The organism is Endozoicomonas sp. ALD040, assembly GCF_049275945.1.
Classification (GTDB): Bacteria; Pseudomonadota; Gammaproteobacteria; order Pseudomonadales; family Endozoicomonadaceae; genus Endozoicomonas_A.
The window spans coordinates 192,188-211,645 of the sequence record NZ_CP184829.1 but is presented as its reverse complement, the minus strand read 5'-3'; the positions used below and the strand labels follow the sequence as shown (position 1 = coordinate 211,645).

Sequence of the window (19,458 nt, the reverse complement as noted above, 5' to 3'; positions counted from 1 at the left end):
ATAGTGGATTACTCTCCCCGTGCGGTTGTATTAATCTTTATTTTGGCCCTGTTGCCATGCAAAAGCCGATAAAGCTACTTTAAAATCCCGGTTACCAGCTTTTTGGTAAGTTTTTCGATACTCGCTGTAGGATGTAGGAGGTTGTTAACTTACTGAGTATTGGTGGGTGTGACTGAAGTGGTAGAGAATGCCCCTGTGATCCTTTGAATCATCAACGATAAGGGGTTGTAATCCTGTGAAGTCTTAGGGTCAGTCTCGTTGGTTGAAACAGAAGAAGCAGAATCAAACTTTATTCTTTTATCATTTCCATCGATAGAAATTTCTTCAAAAGTCTCATCGAGCTGAGCGATTTGTGGCGAATCAAGTTCTATATTCCGGTCGGGAGCAATCCTGACTGCCGCATCAAAGTGTTCCAGGAGAGCCTCTGAATTGGGGGTGTGGATAAGATAAGCTGAAGACTGATGGGAGTCTGTCAGAGTTTGGGAGACGAAGAGATTAGCTTGATCGAAATTTTGCTTTAACAACAAGTGTAAAAGCATTGCTCTTTGACTTTCAGAGAGATCGGGAAATGTGTAATTGCTGTTTTGCAAAAGCATAACCAAAAGGTTAGGAGCAAAAACTACCCAGCGATTCAGGTCATAAATCTCGTGATGAGACCCATGGTGACCTTGTGTAATCACCGGGAACCAGACGCCATGTGTCGGCACGAGCAGTGCAATAAGCTGTGAATCGCCAAATTGTTGCAATCTGGCTAAATCCGATTGAGCGAAAGAGGCCGAATCAGTAATGACATTGTTATCGAGAACGGCTGGAATAACGTCAGTATCAATCCCCAATAATAACTCAAGCTCTTGCATTAGTTTTTCCTTCTCAGGATGAGCCTGAATCGTGGAAAAAATCTGTCGAAGGTTATAATCGATAGTTTGCCTTATTATTTGCTGGTTCCAGTCGCCTGCTTGTCCTGATCGCCCACTCCGGTTGAATATTTCTGCAATGGACGAGTACATACAGTTACCATCGCCATTAATTTTTATCAGTTCAAAACTGGTTTGAATCATTAACAATAAAGGGTCGTTATTTTCTAAAGTCTCACTGTCAGTCTCATTGGCTGAAACCGAAGAGACAGAACCGGACCTCATTTGTCTATTATTTTCATCGTTGGAAAGAGCTTCAAAAGCCTCATCAATCTCCATATTCTGAGGCGTGACAATGTTTACTGCTGCATCAAAGTGTTCCATGGTAGTCACTGAACCGGGGTAGTGGATAAGATACGCTGAAGCCTGATGGGAGGCTGCCAGAGTTTGAGAGATGAAGCGCTTGGCTCGATCGAATTTTTGGTTTAACAATAACTGTAAAAGTGTTGTCCTTTGACTTTCAGAGAGATCTGGAAAGGTATAATTTTCGTTTTGTAACAGCATAGTCAAAAGGTTGGGAGCAGAATCAATCCAGTATGTCAGGTCATAAAACTCTTGATAAGGTCCATCGTGACCTTGTGTAATTATCGGGAACCAGACACCCTGTGTAGGTACTAGCAAGGCAATCAACTGGGCACTGGCAAATGGTTGCAATGTGCTTGACCCAGACTGTGCGAAAGAGGCTGATTCAGTAATGACATTATCATCGAGAACCGCTGGAATAATGTCGGCATCGATCCCCAATAACAGCTCAAGCTCCTCTATCAGTATATCCTTGTCGGGGTGATTTTGAATCATGGAAAAAATCTGATGAAGGTTAAAGTCTATAATCTGTCTTATTGTTTTCTGGTTCCATTGTCCTGACGGTTCATATTTGTTGAAAATCGCTGCAATTGACGAATACATACAGTTATCATCGCCATTAATTCTTATCAGTTCAAAGCCCTCGGGGACGGGGTTATGATGAGAATAGTAGGGTTCATAAACCTGTGTTTTGGGGTATCCCTTTTCCATCTTTCTATATAATTGCCCTGCTTGTTCTCTGATGCGTTTGTCTTCAATCATACAGACTTTATGAAAAGGCCTTATCAGCGGTTCTTTTGTTTTTTTAGTGCTTCGGTTTGTATGACGTCCTTTCCCTCGTATGGGATTTTCAGTTTCATAAACTTCACCGCAATGGCAGCAGGTTTGTCTGAAACCACCTTGTCCATTTGGAACATTAATCAGAATCCTGGGAGTATTTTTTCTGAATAAAGAGATTAATTCATTAGTTTTTTCTTTACTGAAAATATCCGATTTTTGTTCTGTTTTTTTTAGAAAAGCTTGCAATGAAGCTTTTATATCTTTATTTGTTGTTCGACTTACGGTTTTTTTCAAAACACTTAAGGTGAACTTATTTAAAAAAACGTTGTTTTCGAAATTAAAACTATCCGGGTAATGTCTTGCGGAAGGGAGCAAGTGACTGAAAAAAAGTGGGATAGGGTTTTTTTTACCATCAATAATTGTACGCATGCCCTTGATAATAATCTGAAGATTTTCTAACTCGTTCTGATGAAAAACGAAATCGAAAGCCTCTTTATAAAAAGTAGTAAAGAGGGTTTTTGTAAAAAGGAAATCAACAATTTGTAACACATTAAAAGCTAAAGCAATACCTTGTTTGTTGGAGGTGTAAATGTCCTCCAGGCCAAATTGCTCTGGTTTTTTTGTAATTTTTTTGACTATACCAGAACTTCTGTCAAATTCGTTACAGGTAATTGACCTTACACAGACTTCAATAAGATAGTTTATAACAATACGATACATAACCTCTACTTTATCTGGACCATTGATTTTTGAGACGTATCTCAGACTCGGAACCAGGTGCCCAACAAAAAATCCCAAATCTTTGATGACTTTCTCATCAATATTGCCACTGATAACACACTCAAAAAAAATGTAATTTTCCTTGGCAATTGAATAATCTTCATGACTTATAAGGAGAGACATCTGAACTCTTTGCAGCAATAATTCCAAATGGGCCTGAGAGGGCAACCAATCATCGTTCTGTGGCGTTAATAATGCTTTGGTAATAATGTTATTACCCAGATTTGAAACGGAGGCTTTTTTGAGATTGTTTGGTATTTTAAATTTATTTCTTGATAAGTCATACATTGACAACAAAACAAATTTTTTTTCAACATCTGACATATCATCTTTAATAGTGGGTATCCAGATATTGGAAAAACTTCCATACTGAGTTCCTCCTCTATAACGTTCTGTTGTCTTTTGTGTTTCTAAAGGAAAAATAAGCTTGTATTGATAAAACATAGTATTAGCTTTTGCCAATTTCTTTTTTACAGCTAAGTGTATTTCCCATTTTATGGGTTTAACTACCTTGCTTTTTATGGGTTTACCTATATCGTTATTTATGTGTTTGCCTTTATTAGCTGTGGTTTTGAATTGGTAGCTTTGGTTATGTTTCTCATTATACGTCAGTTGACGAGGATTTTCCGGAACATAATAGGTAACAGAACTGGCTATGGCATTTTCAAATGCTGGCCTTTCATAACCAGGAACTCTAACAATCATCGTGATGATGTTATTTTTTATTTTTCCTTCCTTTTGTTCTTTTTTATTCTTTTTTATATTTCTCTTCCTTAAATTATGTAAAACCTTTGGAAAATTATACTCATCCAGTTTTTCATTCTTATAATAAACAATAGGTTTAACATTTTCTGGTATTTTAAATCCCGACTTCTTCCTGGCCTCATTTATTAGATTGTCAAAATTTCTTATCGAAGTATAAGTGGATTCTACAATCTCAGCCTCATTGTGCATTTCAACAGGAATAAAAATATCTGTCCCTAGTGATAATGGTTTCTCTGAGTTATCTAGCTCATCATCAATAACTAAATAATCAAAATCTGGGTCTTCTCCATCTTTTATTCTTTCATTCACACTTCTTTTTATCTTGTTGTAATCCGTTTCTACATAAACAGAATTGTTGTTTTTTTTTGCCAGAGTATTAACTTCGAATATTTCATATGTGATAAGAAATTGGGTGCTTGTTAGAGACCTGATCTCTGAAAGAATACCTTCAAATTGAGGAGGTGTTAGATACCTGGTCTTTGAAAGAATACCTTCTGATCGTATATCGAAATCGGCTGTCAGAAAATTGATGGTATTTAAAATCTGCTCCTCTACAGAAAAGTTTTCAGATCCATAGCGAACACGTCCGGAAGAATGAAACCACCACCATTGATCAAAGCCTTCATAGATTTTGGGAGGCCCTTCACTGACTCTTTGAGAATTTTTATAAGTCTGCATCAGGCAAAGATTATGGCTATAAAGATAGGATACCTTTGGTGCATATTTAACATAAATGACTGGTCCTTCGTTGCCAATATTGTCGAAATAATACTCTATCCTGAAAAATGCATCTTTCCACCAACCATAAGGTGCTACAAAATCCAGTGTTACCATAAACATATTTTCTTCATTGATACTGAATTTAAATTTCTTTGGGTACCTCTTATTAAGAAAATTTTGAAGTCTATCAATAGCGATATAAATCTCTCTGGCTCTGGATGCGGAATTTCTTTTGGGTGATATTGGGTTAGGTTTGAATTTTTTTAAGGGAACTGCGTGAATTATTTTATCTCCATTCTGTAAGTTTCCTTTCCGAATAATATTGACATGGGTCAAGATGAATTCTCCATTGCGTAGCAGATGCAATGACCGGCAGTTTGGACTGCGTTGCATGTCTATTTCATATTCAGGATGGTTGACTGAATATAGCGATTGAAGATTAAAGTCTTTATTTTTTTTGGCTTTGATAATGCGCGTTATTTTTTTTGCACAATTTCGGTCTTCAAAGAACAGAGTTATCAATTCCATGTCCGCTGTGGGCGTTTGCTCAGCTCTTTCTGATAATAATCTGTCTATATAGTCTTCAACAACACGGACTGCCCTATTAATTTTATCAAGTGTTAATCGGTCTGAATTTATTATTGTTGTTTGTTTGATAGATTCTACTTTACCATAATGGATCATTGCCTGAACAAGATTAAACGTCCTTAACAGGGTGTAAGGTATGCCAAACTTGGTCGTATTATGATTAGCCTTAACCCCCATTTTCTTAGCCAATTCTCTATTTTTGCTTTTAAAAAAATTATTTCTTTTTCTTCGATTAACGCCTGACATCACTTTATCAATGTAAAATTTAGCTTGCACATACAAATTTTTTTCTTTAAGTACTCGATCAATTTCTTCGTACTCGTGAAAAGTAAGTTGTTTTAGTATACTTTTTTGATCTTCGTTTATTGCAAGAGCACTCCCTGATATAAGGTTTATTGATAAAAAGATAAGATGAATACTCTTTTTACTCAATTTGGCTAACGCAGTAAAAACCATACCTGGCGATCCTTATAATTCTCTGAAATTTGGTCTATTGAGCGACACTGGCTGAGTACTCCTCATTAAAAACTGTATCGAGTGAATAGTAGCTTGTTTTAAAATCATCTGCTTTCCTATTAATGGAACTGATGTTTAGGTGAATAGGGCCAAATGGATTACAAGACGATAACCAGCCGCTTCAATGCGGTATCTTTGTCCATTCTCTGAAGCAAACAGTGGGATTTTTCGTTCAGGTCAGGCTCATATCATAAGTACCTAACCAGTTGGTTAGTGTGTCTGATACACCATGTAGCGAGACACTGGGAAGCCGGTAAAGTTACCTCATAGTCCCGATAACCAGCTTTTATTGACACACTGTTCAGTGTACGGGGAGGTTGATAACTTACATGAAATTGGCCGGTGTGCCTGGCAAGGTAAGAAGTGCTTCAGCTCTGGTTTGAATCATTAACGATAAAGGGCTGTGGTCTTGTAGTGTCTCACTGTCTGTTTCATTGGTTGAAACTGAAGAAGCGGGATCAGGTCTCATTCTTTTGTTAATTCCATCTTGGGAAAGATCTTCAAAAGACTCAGCGTTCAGATTGTTTTTTGAAGAATTAACCTCCATGTTCAGAGGCGTTTCAATCTTTACTGCCGCATCAAAGTGTTCCTGAAGAGCTTCTGAACTGGGGGAGTGGATAAGATAAGCTGAAGACTGATGGGAGTCTGTCAGAATTTGGGAGACAAAGAGCCTGGCTTCATCAAAATTTTGGCTTAATAACAATTGTAAAAGCATTGCCCTTTGACTTTCAGAGAGATCAGGAAATTCATAATATTCGTCTTGTAACAGAATAGCCACAAGATTAGGGGCAAAACTTACCCAGCGCCTCAGGTCATAAATATCGTGATGAGACCCATGCTGACCTTGTGTAATCACCGGGAACCAGACACCCTGCGTAGGCACCAGCAATGCAATTAACTGGGTATCGCCAAATTGTTGCAATCTGGCTAAGGCCGATTGCGCGAAAGAGGCTGATTCAGTAATGACATTGTTATCGAGAACGGCTGGAATAACGTCGGCGTCGATCCCCAATAGTAGCTCAAGCTCTTGCATCAGTTTTTCCTTGTCAGGATGGTCCTGAATCGTGGAAAAAATCTGACGCAGGCTGTAATCCATAATCTGCCTTATTGTTTGCTGGTCCCATGCACTTGCATACCCTGGCCGGTCATTCCGGTTGAATATCTCTGCAATGGACGAGTACATACAGTTACCATCACCATTAATTTTTATCAGCTCAAAACTGGTTTGAATCATTAATAATAGGGGGTCGTAATTTTCTAAAGTCTCACTGTCAGTCTCAGTGGATGATCCCGAAGAAACAGAATCTGACCTCATTCTTTTATTATTTTCATCGATGGAAAGAGCTGCAAAAGCCTCATCAACCTCTATATTCTGGAGAGTATCAATGCTTAATGCTGCATCAAAGTGTTCCATGAGACCCACTGAACCTGGGTAATGAATAAGATAAGCTGAAGCCTTATGGAAGGCTATCAGAATTTGGGAGACGAAGAACATGGCTTGATCGAAATTCTGCTTTAACAAGAACTGTAAAAGTGTTGCCCTTTGACTTTCAGAGAGATCAGGAAAGGTATAATTTTTGTTTTGTAACAGCATAGCCAAAAGGTTAGGAGCAAAATTGACCCAGCGCTTCAAATCATAAATCTCGTGATAAGGCCCATCGTGACCTTGTGTAATCACCGGAAACCAGATACTCTGTGTCGGCACTAGCAAGGGAATAAGCTGGACATTGTCAAATGGTTGCAATCTGCCTGAATCCGAATGAGCAAATGAAGCTGAATCAGTAATAACATTGTTATCGAGTAGCGTTAGAATAACATCTGCATCGATCCCCAATAGTAGCTCAAGCTCCTGCAGCAGTTTGTTTTTGTCGGGATGACCTTGAATAATTTCAAAAATCTGACGAAGGTTATAATCCATAATCTGCCTTACCCTATGCTGATTCCATTTGCCTGCTTGTTCTGACGGTCCATTCCTGTCGAATATCTCTGCAATGGACGAGTACATACAGTTACCATCATCATTAATCCTTATCAGCTTAAAACCTTCGGGGACGGGATTATGATGAGAATAGTAGGGTTCATAAATCTGTGTTTTGGGGTATCCTTTTTCCATCTTTTTATATAATTGCCCTGCTTGTTCCCTGATGCGTTTGTCTTCAATCATGCAGGCTTTATGAAAAGGTCTTACCAGCGTCTCTTTTGCTTTTTTGGCCTTTCGGTTTGTACTGTGACCTTTACCTCTAATGGCGTTTTCAGTTTCATAAACTTCACCGCAATGGTAACAGGTTTGCCTGAAACCGCCTTGTCCATTCGGAACATTAATCAGAAGCTCTGGAGTATTTCTCCTGAATAAAGAGATTAGTTCCTCGGTTTTTTCTTTACTGAAAATCTCTGGCTTTTGTTCTTTTTTGTTTAGAAAAGCTTGCAGTGAAGCTTTTATATCTTCATTTGTTGTTCGACTTAAGAACTTTTCCAAAATACTTAAGGTAAATTTATTTAAAAAATCATTGCTTTCAAAATCAAGATCACCGGAGGAATACTTTGCTGCTGGCAATATATGACTGAAAAATAGTTGAATGCGATTTTTCTCAGCATCAATAATTTTACGCATACCCCTGATACTAAACTGTAGGCTCTCTAATTCATTCTCATAAAAAGTAATGTCAGAAGCTTCTTTATAAAAAGGATCAAAGATAGTTTTTGCAAAAAGGAAATCAACAATTTGTAATGCATTAAAAGCTACAGAAAAACCTTTTTTGTTGGAAGCGTGGATGTCTTCGATGCTAAATTGATCCGGATTTTCTATAAGTTTTCTAACTATTTCAGAACTTGCGTCAAATTCGTTAGCGGTCAGAGTCCTGACACATAGTTCAATGAGATAGTTTAAAACAATACGATAAACGACTTCTCTCTTATCTGGATAATTGATTCTGGATAGGTATCTCAAGCTTGGCACCAGTTCTCCAATAAAAAAGTCTAAATCCTTGATAACCTTCTCATCAATATTTCCACTGATGAGACTTTCAAAAAAAATATTTTTTTCCTTAGTCATTGAATAATTTTCGTGACTTATAAGGAGAGCCATCTGAACTCTTTGCAGTAATAATTCTAGACGGGGCTGATTTGGCAACCACACATCGTTATGTGGTGTTAGTAGTGCTTTGGTAATAATGTTATTCCCTAGATTTGAAACGTAGTCTTTTTTAAGATTATTTGGAATTTTAAATTTATTTCTCGATAAGTCGTACATTGACATCAAAGCAAATTTTCTTTCAACATCTGACATGTCATCACTAATAGTAGGTATCCAGACATTGGCTAAACTTCCATACTGAGCTCCCCCCCTGTAGCGTTCTGTTGTCTTTTGCTTTTCTAAAGGTAAAATAAGTTTGTAGTGGTTAAGCATAGTATTAGCTTTTGCCAATTTCTTTTTTTCAGCTAAATGTATTTCCCATTTTATGGGTTTTCCTTTCTTGGCTATGTCTTCGACTTCCTCGCTTTCGTTATGTCTGTCGTTGTACGTCAGTCGACGAAGATTATCTGGAACATAATAGTTAACCGAACTGGCTATAGCATTTTCAAACGCTAGCCTTTCATAACCAGGGACTTTAACAATCAGTGTCAGGATATTATTTCTTATCTTTCCTTCTTTTTTCTTCTTTTTTGTATTCTTGCTCCTAATGTCATATAAAACGTTTTGAAAATTATGCTCGTTCAATTCTTTATTCTTATAATAAACAGTGGGTTCAACATTTTTTGGTATTTTAAATCCCGAACACTTTCTGGTCTTATATATCAGATCATTAAAATTTTTAATCGAGGTAGAGTGAAGTTCTACAAGCTGAGCTTCACCATGCATTTCGACAGGAATAAATATATCAGTCCTTATTGATTCTGTTTTCTCTGCATTATCGAACTCATCATCCATAATTAAATAATCAAAGCTTGGATCTTTGTCTGGCTTTATTCTTTTACGTACATTTTTTTTTATCTTATTACGATCTGTTTCAACATAAACAGAGGTTTCAATATCTTTTGCCCGAGTATTAACTTTGATTATTTCTTTTGTAATCACATCCTGAGTTTTCTCTCCATCAGTATTATGTGAAAGAATACCTTCTGATCTTATATCGAAGTCAGCTGTCAGAAAGTTGATAACATTTAAAATCTGCTCTTGTACAGAAAAATTTTCCGATCCATAGCGCACATGTCCGGAACAATGATGCCACCACCACTGGTCCATGCCACCATACATTTTGGGAGGGCCGTCACTGGTTCTTTGAGAATTTTTATAAGTTTGCATCAGACAGAGAACATGTCCATAAAGATTGGATACTCTTGGTGCATATTGAACATAAATGTCTGGTCCTTCGTTGCCAATATTGTCAAAATAAAACTCTATTCTAAAAAATGCATCTTTCCACCAACCATAGGGTGCTACAAAATCCAGAGATACCTTAAACATATTTTCTTCACTGATACTGAATCTAAACTTCTTTGGATACCTCTTTTCAAGAAAGTTTTGAAGCCTATCAATAGCGATATAAATTTCTCTGGCTCTGGATGCCGAATTTCTTTTGGGTGATATTGCGCTAGGTTTGAATCTTTTAAAGCGGTATGGGTAGATTATCTTATCTCCATCTTGTAAATTTCCCTGCCGAATTATATTGACATGGGTCAAAATAAATTCTCCTTTGCGAACTAGGTGTAGTCTCTTGTCTGTAAATTCGTCTCGCAAGTGTAGCAGGTGTTTTTTATAATCTGGATGGTCTTTTGGACATATTGAATCATAATCAAAGTCTTTGTTTTTTGACCCCTTAATATTACGCGTTATTTTATGATTAAGATTTCGGTCTTCAAAAAACAGATTTACCGAATTCATATCTGTTATGGGCGTTTGCTCAGTTCTTTTTGATATTAATCTGTCTACATATTTTTCAACAGCATTAACTGCCTTATTACTTTTATCAAGTTTTGCTTTATCTATATTTGTTATTGGTGTTTGGTTGATAGAGTCTACTTTACCATAATGAATCATTGCCTGAACAAGATTAAACGTTCTTAGCAGGGTGTAAGGTATACCAAACTTGGCGGTATTATCACTAGCCTTCACCCCCACTGCCTTAGCGATTTTCCTGTTTTTTCTTTTAAAAAAAAGATTTATTTTACTTCTGTCAATAGAAGTCATCACTTGATTTATGTAATATTCAGATTGCACATACAATTTTTTTTCTCTAAGTTCTCGATCAAGTTCTTCATACTCTTGAAGGGTAAGTTGTTTTAGTATGCTTTTTTGATCTTCGTTTATTGCAAGCGCACTCGCTGAAATCAGGTTTATCGATAAAACGATAAGAGGAACACTTTTTTTATTCAATTTGGTCAACACTGTAAAAACCATACTTAGTAAGCCTTACAATATCTTGAAATTTTATCTATTGAACGTCACAGGCTGAGTATTCTTTACTGAAACCTTTAGCGAGTAAATAGTAGCTTGTTTTAAAAACATCTGCTTTGCCATTACTGGAACTCATGTTTAAGTGAATAAGAGCCTATGGATTACACGACGCTTACCAGCCGCCTCATTGCAGCTATCTTTGTCAATTCTATGAAAGAAACAGTCGAATTTGTCGTGTAGTTTAGGCTCGTCTGGAAGGGGTGCTGAAGCGGTATGCAGCCACATAGGAAAGCCGTTAAGTTATTCGTAATCCCGATTACCGGCTTTTGGTGACAACCTCTTGAGCGGGCAGGGAGGTTGTTAACCTATAGAGTATTGGTTGGTGTGGTGTGGACTGCAAGCCTGGCTTGAATCATTAACGATAGGAGGTTATGGTCCTCTACAGTTGGTGACGAATTAAACTCCACATTTGGGGGCGTTTCAATGCTTACTGCCGCATCAAAGTGTTCCAGGAGAGCTTCTGAACTGGGAGTGTGGATAAGATAAGCTGAAGACTGATGGGAGTCTGTGAGAATTTGGGAGACGAAGAGTATGGCTTGATCAAAATTTTGGCTTAACAACAACCGTAAAAGTATCGTCTTTTCACTGTCAGAGAGATCAGGAAAATCATAATTTTTGTCTTGTAACAGAATAGCCAAAAGATTAGGAGTAAAGCTTACCCAGCGCTTCAGGTCATAAATCTCGTGATGAGAGCTTTGGTGACCTAGTGTAATCACGGGGAACCAGACACCATGAGTTGGCACTAGCAATGCAATCAGCTGGGCATCGCCAAATTGTTGTAATCTGGCTAAGTCCGATTGAGCGTAAGAAGCTGATTCAGTAATGATCTTATTATCGAGAATGGCTGGAATAACATCAGCGTCGATCCCCAACAGAAGCTCAAGCTCTTGCATCAGTTTTTCCCTGTCAGGATGGTCCTGAATCGTGGAAAAAATCTGACGAAGGTTATAATCCACAATCTGCCTTATTGTTTGCTGGTCCCATATGCCTGCTTGTCCTGACCGCCCATTCCGGTTGAATATCTCTGCGATAGACGAGTACATACAGTTACCATCACCATTAACTCTTATCAGTTCAAAACTGGTTTGAATCATTAACAATAAGGGGTCGGGATTTTCTGATGTCTCACTGTCAGTCTTATTGGCTGAAACCGAAGAAACAGTATCAGACCTCATTCTTCTATTATTTTCATCGATGGAAAGAGCTTCAAAAGTCTCTCCAACCTCGATATTCCGGGAATTTTCAATGCTTACTGCTGCATCAAAGTGTTCTATGAGAGCTACTGAACCAGGGTAGTGGATAAGATAAGCTGAAGACTGATAGGAAGCTTTCAGAATGTGGGAGACGAAGAGCTTGGCTTGATCGAAATTCTGGTTTAACAACAACTGTAAAAGTGTTGCCCTTTGACTTTCAGAGAAATCAGGAAAGGTATAATTTTCGTTTTGTAATAGCATAGCCAAAAGGTCAGGAGCAAAATTGACCCAGCGCCTCAGGTCATAAATCTCATGATAAGGCCCAGCCTGACCTTGTGTAATCACCGGGAACCAGACACCCTGTGTCGGTACTAGCAGGGTAATCAGCCGGGCAGCGCCAAATTGTTGCAATCTGTCTGATTCGGGGTGGGCGAAAGAGGCTGAATCAGTAATAACATTGTTATCGAGGATCGCTGGAATAATGCCAGCATCGATCCCCAAGAGTAGCTCAAGCTCCTGCATCAGTTTGTGTTTGTCGGGATGAGCCTGTATCGTGAAAAAAATCTCACGAAGATTATAATCCATGATCTCTCTTACTGTTTGTTGGTTCCATTGGACCGCTTGTTCTGACCATGCATGCCTGTTGAATATCTCTGCAATGGACGAGTACATAGAGTTACCATCGCCATTGATTCTTATCAGCTCAAAACCGTCGGGAACAGGGTTATAGTGATAATCAGGACCATATAGCTGTTTTTTGGGATAGCTCTTTTCCATCTCTTTAAATAATTGCCCTGCTTGCTGCCTGATGCGTCTGTCTTCTTCCATGCAGGCTCTGTGAAAAGGTCTGACGAGAGTTTCTTTTGATTTACCCGTGTTTTTGTTTTTACGACTCCCTTTCCCTCTTATAGGTTCTTCAGTTTGATACAGTTCACCACAATGGTAACAGGTTTGTACGAAACTACCTTGTTCATTCTGTGCATTAATAAAAAAATTCGGAGAATTTTTCCTGAATAAAGTGATTAATTCCTCCGTTTTTTCTTTACTGAAAATATCCGACTTTTGTCCTGTTTTTTTCAGGAAAAGTTGCAGTGAAGCTTTTATATCGTTATTTGTTGTTCGACTTAAAAATTTTTCCAAAATACTTAAGGTGAACTTATTTAAAAAATCGTTGCTTTCGAAATCAAGACCGCCTGAGCAATACCTAGCGGCTGGCAACAAGTGACTGAAAAATAGTGGAATAAGATTTTTCCCACCATCAATAATTTTATGCATACTCTTGATGTTAAGCTGAAGACTTTCTAGCTCATTCTCATAAAAATAAAAATCGGAAGCCTCTTTATAAAAAGGATTAAAGAGGGTCTTTCCGAAAAGGAAATCAGCTATTTGTAATACCTTAAAAGCTACAGAAATATCTTTTTTGCTGGAATTGTGGATGTCCTCCAGGCTAAATTGCTCCGGTTTTTCTATAAGTTTTTTGACTATTTCAGAGCTTGCGTCAAATTCGTTAGAGGTCAGAGTCCTGACACAAAATTCAACGAGATAGTTTAAAACAATACGATAAATAACTTCTACTTTATCAGGATTATTCATTCTTGATACATGTCTCAGGCTTGGAGCCAGGTACCCGATAAAAAATCCCAAATCTTTGATAACACTCTCATCAATATTTCCACTGATGAGACTTTCAAAAAAAACATTATTTTCCTCTGCAATTGAGTAGTCCTCATTACTGAGAAGGAGAGACATTTGAACTCTTTGCAACAAAAATTCCAAATTGGCCTGAGTTGGCAACCAGACATCGTTCTGTGGCGTCAATAATGATTTGGTAATAATATTGTTGCCAAAGTTTGAAACGGAGTTTTTTTTGAGATTATTTGGAATTTTAAATTTATTTCTTGATAAATCATACATTGACATCAAAGCGAATTTCTTTTCAACGTCTGACATATCATTTCTAATAGTGGGTATCCAGACATTGGCGAAACTTCCATACTGAGCTCCTCCTCTGTAGCGTTCTGTTGTCTTTTGTGTTTCTAAAGGTAAAATAAGTTTGTATTGATAAAGCATATTATTAGCTTTTGCCAATTTCTTATTTTCAACTAGGTGTATTTCCCATTTTATGGGTTTGCCTACCTCAAATATGTAAGCTGGCTTGTGACAATCGAGCGGCTGCTGACACGGGTTTTCTGGAATATAATGCGTCAGTGAACTAGCTTTAGCATTTTCAAAAGCTCGACTTTCATAATCAGGGACTTTAACAATCATCGTCACGGCGTTATGCTTTTTTTTGCGTTTTTTTATCATTTTTTCTTTTTTTATATATTTTTTATTCTGATTCCTTATGCCATCCCAAACCCTTTTGTAATTATTCTCATCCAGCTTTTCATTGTTATAATAAATAACGGGTTTAATATTTTTTGGTATTTTAAATTCCGACTTCCTTCTGGCTTCATATATCAGATCATCAAAATCTCTAATTGAGGTGTAATCAAATTCTACAATTTCAGCTTCAGCATGCATTTCAACTGGAATAAAAATATCTGTCCTTATTGATTCTGTATTCTTTGTGTTATCGAATTCTGCATCAAACTCGTCATCAAAAAACAAGTGATAAAAAGCCGGGTCTTCTCCATCTTTTAATCTTGTATTTACACTTTCTTTTATCTTATTATGATCTGTTTCTACATAAACAGACTTGCTGGCCATTTTTGCCTGATTATTGACTTTGATTATTTCTTCTGTAATTAAATCCTTGGTGGGCTCTCTATAGTTATTGCTAGAAAGAATACCTTCTGATCTAATATTGAAGTCAGCGATCATATAATTTATAACGTTTAAAATAAGCTCTTCTACAGTAAAAATGTCCGATCCATAGCGCACACGTCTGAAACAATTTAACCACCACCATTTGCTATAGCCGGGATTGAATCTTTCAGAATTTTTATAAATCTGCATCAGGCAAAGACTTTCACCATAAAGATTGGCTACCCTTGGTGCATATTTAACATAAACTTCTGGTCCTTCGTTGCCAATATTGTCAAAATTAAACTCTATTCTAAAAAATGCATCTTTCCACCAACCATAGGGTGCTACAAAATCCAATAAAACCTGAAAAAAATTTTGTTCATTGATACTGAGTCTAAATTTGTTTGGATACCTCTTATCAAGGAAGGTTTGAAGTCTATCTACAGCAATATAAATCTCTCTGGCTCTGGATGCGGAGTTTCTCGTGGGTGATGTTGATTTAGGTTTAAATAATCTCGATTTATCCAGGTAGATTATTTTATCGCCATCTTCTAAATTTCCCTGCCGAATTATATTGACATGGGTCAAAACAAATTCACCATTACGTAGCAGGTGCAGTTGATGATCCGGATGGTAGTCTGGATTATCTGCTAAGCGAATTAGATGATATAGATTGTTGTTTGGGTATACTGATTGAAAATTAAAGTCTTTATTTTTTTCTGTCTTAATAATACTTGTTCCTTCTTTTTGATGACTTCGGTCCTCATAGAACAGATTTACCAATCCCATATCGGTTGTGGGCGTTTGCTCAGCTCTTTCCAATAATTTGTCTACATAGTCTTCAACGACACTGGCTGCTCTATTACTTTTATGAAGCATTACTTGATCTGTATCGGCTATTGGTATTTGCTTAATAGGTTCTACTTTACCATAGTGAATCATTGCCTGAACAAGATTAAACGTCCTTAGTAGGGTATAAGGCATACCAAACTTGGTAGTATTATAACTAGCCTTAACCCCCATTTTCTTAGCTATTTCCCTGTTTTTTCTTCTGAAAAAAACATTTCTTTTTCTTCTATTAACACCTGCCATCATTTTATTAATGTAAAATTTAGCCTGCACATACAATTTTTTTTCTTTAATTTCTCGATCAAGCTCTACATACTCTTGAAGGGTCAGTTGTTTTAGTATGCTTTTTTGATCTTCGGTTATTGCCAGAGCACTCCCTGTTATCAGGTTTATTGACAACAGGATAGTCTTAATAGTTTTCTTATTAAATCTGGTTAATGCGGTAAAAACCATACTAAGTAATCTTTGTAATTTCTCGAAATTTTGTCTGTTGAACGTCACTGGCTGGGTACTCTTCACTAAAATCTTTAGCGAGTGAAGGGTAGCTTGTTTTAAAAGTATCTGCCTTACTATGATTGGAACTAAAGTTTATTCTTATTTGATCCTCTTTTATATCGGAGGAAACTACTCCGTCCAGGCTGATTTTTTCGAATTGGGTTCTATGATGAATCATAATTTTTCCGTATAACGTTGAGTGTTCTTCATTCAGTCCATACAGTTTCAGGGTTTTTTCGGGAAATATATGACATGGTTTCAGATCAGGCTATTGTTATTCAACAAAAACATGTCCTGTCATACTGATGTGTCTCAGTGAAAATGAACTACTATATCTGTTTTATTTCAAGCTAACAGTTATATCCCATTAAAAAATTGTTGATATGAGTTGCGCTTATCGCTTGTATCACAGGAGGTCTAATACATTATGAAGCTAAAAAGCTTCCACAAAAATTCTACAGCAACAATGTGTTTAATAGCAGTAATGCTTAGTTTTATGGCATCATTTATCTGCGCTACAGAAGTCGAAATGGGTGACAGGGAGATCAACCCCGGATCTTCTTTAATCAAATGGTTTCTTGCGTTGAACAAAAGGCCATACAGCTTTATTCCCTATGACCCAAGGTTGATTTTGGCAACAATAGCCGAAGAAGGTACAGATGACTTTGCCTATGTACTGGAAGTAACCAGAGAGCTTGGTAATGATAAAGCTTTTAGCAACATTCCTGTTGAACTGATAGTGCAAAGCACTGAATCTCAAAAAAAGGAGATCTATCGTGCTTTTTCTGAAGCTTATGATTTGAAAATTAATTGGATTTATAAAGATGAACGGCAGGAATACTTGACTGGATTAATGCAGATGGAGTATGCAAGCTTTTCCCTGTTTCTGTCTACCTGGTCAGGAATGAGAGTCCCCAAAACATCCAATTGGTTGGGAATTGGTCACTTTTCTAATATTGAGGCTATGGATAAAGGCTTGGACATTAGTATTACTGACGATTTATTGTTAACAGAAAATTATTATCAGAGTTCTGGTGTTAATAATTTTGCTAATCTGACATTGAGTCGTCGAAATAGAAGGTTCCTCTCAGACCCAGAACATTATAATCATAATGTTAATCATCCCTACTTGAAATATTCCCTTGATTCAGCTCAGGATAAATCCTGTATTGCATCGCCAAAATTTGGCTTGGGTGAACTGCACCTTGGGTTGCCTTTTAACTCTGAGTTGATCGAAAAAATTGATGATTACGAAATGTCAGTCGACAAAGCATCAACTTCGCTGCATCAAGATTTAAAGCAATTACTGCAAGATAAGCCATGGCTGGGATATGCTCTTACGGGGCATCGTGATTTGAATACTCAGGCAGAAACTATCCAGAACGTGTCGTATTATACTGCTTATTATCAAGATGAAGCCTTCTTGAAAGAGTATCTGGACATTATCAGAAGAATAGAGCCGGGTGAAATAAAAATTGTTACCCCCACTAAATCGACAATATTAAGCACGCCAGCTTTTAGGGAAATGTTGTATGAAATGGGCTTTAGCACTATACATTACAAATCAAGAGGTGGGTCTGGCATCTATTTTCAACGCATTGGCTCTGAATATAGAAAAATAACTTTTATCAATCCTGGTTTTATCGATAACGAGCGTGCTTATAATGCTCTCGCCTACTTCTCTCAGCCACTCACTCTGGTTACAGGAGATATGAGCCTGATCAAGGCCATCACAATGAATAAGATTCCTTTTTACGAATGGCATTACTTTCAAACTGATGTAAATAAGCATCTCCAATCACTCTGGAAAGGCACAGGCCTTGAGTCATTTTTTGTGAGTGACTATCAGCCGGAAATAAAAGCTGCAGCACTTAACCAATTTAACCTTGATTCACCGCTTCGTCGTGAGATAAACAGGCGAATTATTAGTGCGCACAACGCCATGCCCGGTCTACTTGATGTTATATGGTTGGTCCATCGTCCCAGTCATGCACTCTGGAATCTTGATACACAGGTCAGAGAGAGATTGGAGAATGGGCAGAACGATGAATTGTTCCATGAGATCAAACAGACGGAGAGTATGGATATACGGGATATTTTGGCTACCAAAGTGCTGATTCAGCACAGTCGTGATCAGAGTACGGGCTTTAATCAATACCAGCTTGACGAATTATTCATGTTAATTCAGGATCCAAGGCTCAGAGAATACCTGATACCATTGCTAAACAAACATTAGCACTAGGAGGCTGACCGAGAATAGTCTGCCCTACTGCGGCGGCAGCAAATTGGTCTGAAAATCCGCTTTTGTTCGTCAAATAGCTCGCTATTCTCCTCACAAAACCGAATTTTCATCCTCAATTTTCTGACGTCCTCGCTACGGGCGCTATTCTCGGTCAGGCTCCTAGAAACCCCGGAGACCCTGCCTGTCTGGTTATTCGGGGCTAACACAGGACCAGAAAGAAACTTACCCAACTGGCCAGATACTTAGGAAAAGGTCAAAGCCTTGGCCTGTCTGGTTATTCAGGGCTATGACACGGCCAGAAAGAAACTTATTATAGGCAGCTGTACCATTGATCTGATGTAACTTTTGTTGACCTGATGCGTTTAATCATTGCTGAAAAACCCAGTCTGGGCAGAGCCATAGCCGATGTTTTGCCCCGCCCCCATAAACGACAGGATGGCTACATAGAGACCGCATCCGGTGATGTCGTCACCTGGTGTATAGGCCACCTGCTGGAGTAGGTCCCTCTGCAGAAAGGCTCTATGGTATCAATTTAACCCGTGCCGATACCGTTCTTGGCAAAAAGGCAGGTTATGGTGGTTTGCTTTCTGTCGGTCGGGTACAGACTCCGGTTTTGGGCCTGGTGGTTCGAAGAGACGAAGCTATTGCCGATTTCCAACCCAAACCTTATTTCGAAGTCTTTGCCCTGCTGGTGACTGATCAGGGTGAGTGTTTTTCCGCTCTTCAGATTGATGCTGCCAAACAGTTAAGGATGAGTGCCAAGGAAGTGTTGGATGTCTGTCAAAAGCTTTCTAAGTAATCCTTTAGTACTCAACCATACGAAATCATATCTTCTGACTCATTGTTCAGACACTCGCGGCAACTGCTCCTGCGTTGCTCTAGCTCCTGCATCCATGCAGTCGTGATGCGTTGCAACTCTGGTCACATAGCTTGCTATGTTCCCGTCGTTGCGCCTTGCAGAGCACCTGCCCAATAAGCCAGAAATATTCGATTCCGTATGGCTGAGTACTTTTAATTTCTTGAAATTTTGTCTATTGAACGTCACTGGCTGGGTACTCTTTACTAAAATCTTTAGCGAGTGAAGAGTAGCTTGTTTCAAAAACATTTGCT

The 19,458-nt window shown here is 38.0% G+C and carries 4 protein-coding genes and 1 pseudogene; 2 read left to right on the top strand and 3 right to left on the bottom strand.

Features of this window, described 5'->3' with window-relative positions; all coding sequences use genetic code 11:
• Positions 1–149 precede the first annotated feature (149 nt).
• The 3 genes from ACOJUN_RS00515 to ACOJUN_RS00505 all read right to left on the bottom strand — a co-directional run bounded on the left by ACOJUN_RS00515 (position 150) and on the right by ACOJUN_RS00505 (position 16,064).
• Positions 150–5,306 (bottom strand): hypothetical protein, encoded by a 5,157-nt coding sequence (locus ACOJUN_RS00515; protein ID WP_422134739.1) that lies wholly within the window; start codon positions 5,304–5,306, stop codon positions 150–152.
• A gap of 385 nt (positions 5,307–5,691) precedes the next feature.
• Entirely contained in the window at positions 5,692–10,740 is a 5,049-nt protein-coding gene (locus ACOJUN_RS00510; RefSeq protein WP_422134738.1) for a hypothetical protein, read from the bottom strand.
• A gap of 386 nt (positions 10,741–11,126) precedes the next feature.
• A complete protein-coding gene (locus ACOJUN_RS00505) occupies positions 11,127–16,064 on the bottom strand; it encodes a hypothetical protein (RefSeq protein ID WP_422134737.1) in 4,938 nt (1,645 codons plus the stop codon).
• Positions 16,065–16,533: 469 nt separating this feature from the next.
• Here ACOJUN_RS00505 and ACOJUN_RS00500 point away from each other — a divergent pair, with 469 nt between their 5' ends.
• Both ACOJUN_RS00500 and ACOJUN_RS00495 read left to right on the top strand, forming a co-directional pair.
• Complete coding sequence (locus ACOJUN_RS00500) at positions 16,534–18,342, top strand: hypothetical protein (RefSeq protein WP_422134736.1); 1,809 nt, start codon at positions 16,534–16,536, stop codon at positions 18,340–18,342.
• A gap of 362 nt (positions 18,343–18,704) precedes the next feature.
• Positions 18,705–19,138 (top strand): annotated as a pseudogene (locus tag ACOJUN_RS00495) (DNA topoisomerase); the annotation flags it as partial.
• Positions 19,139–19,458: the final 320 nt, after the last annotated feature.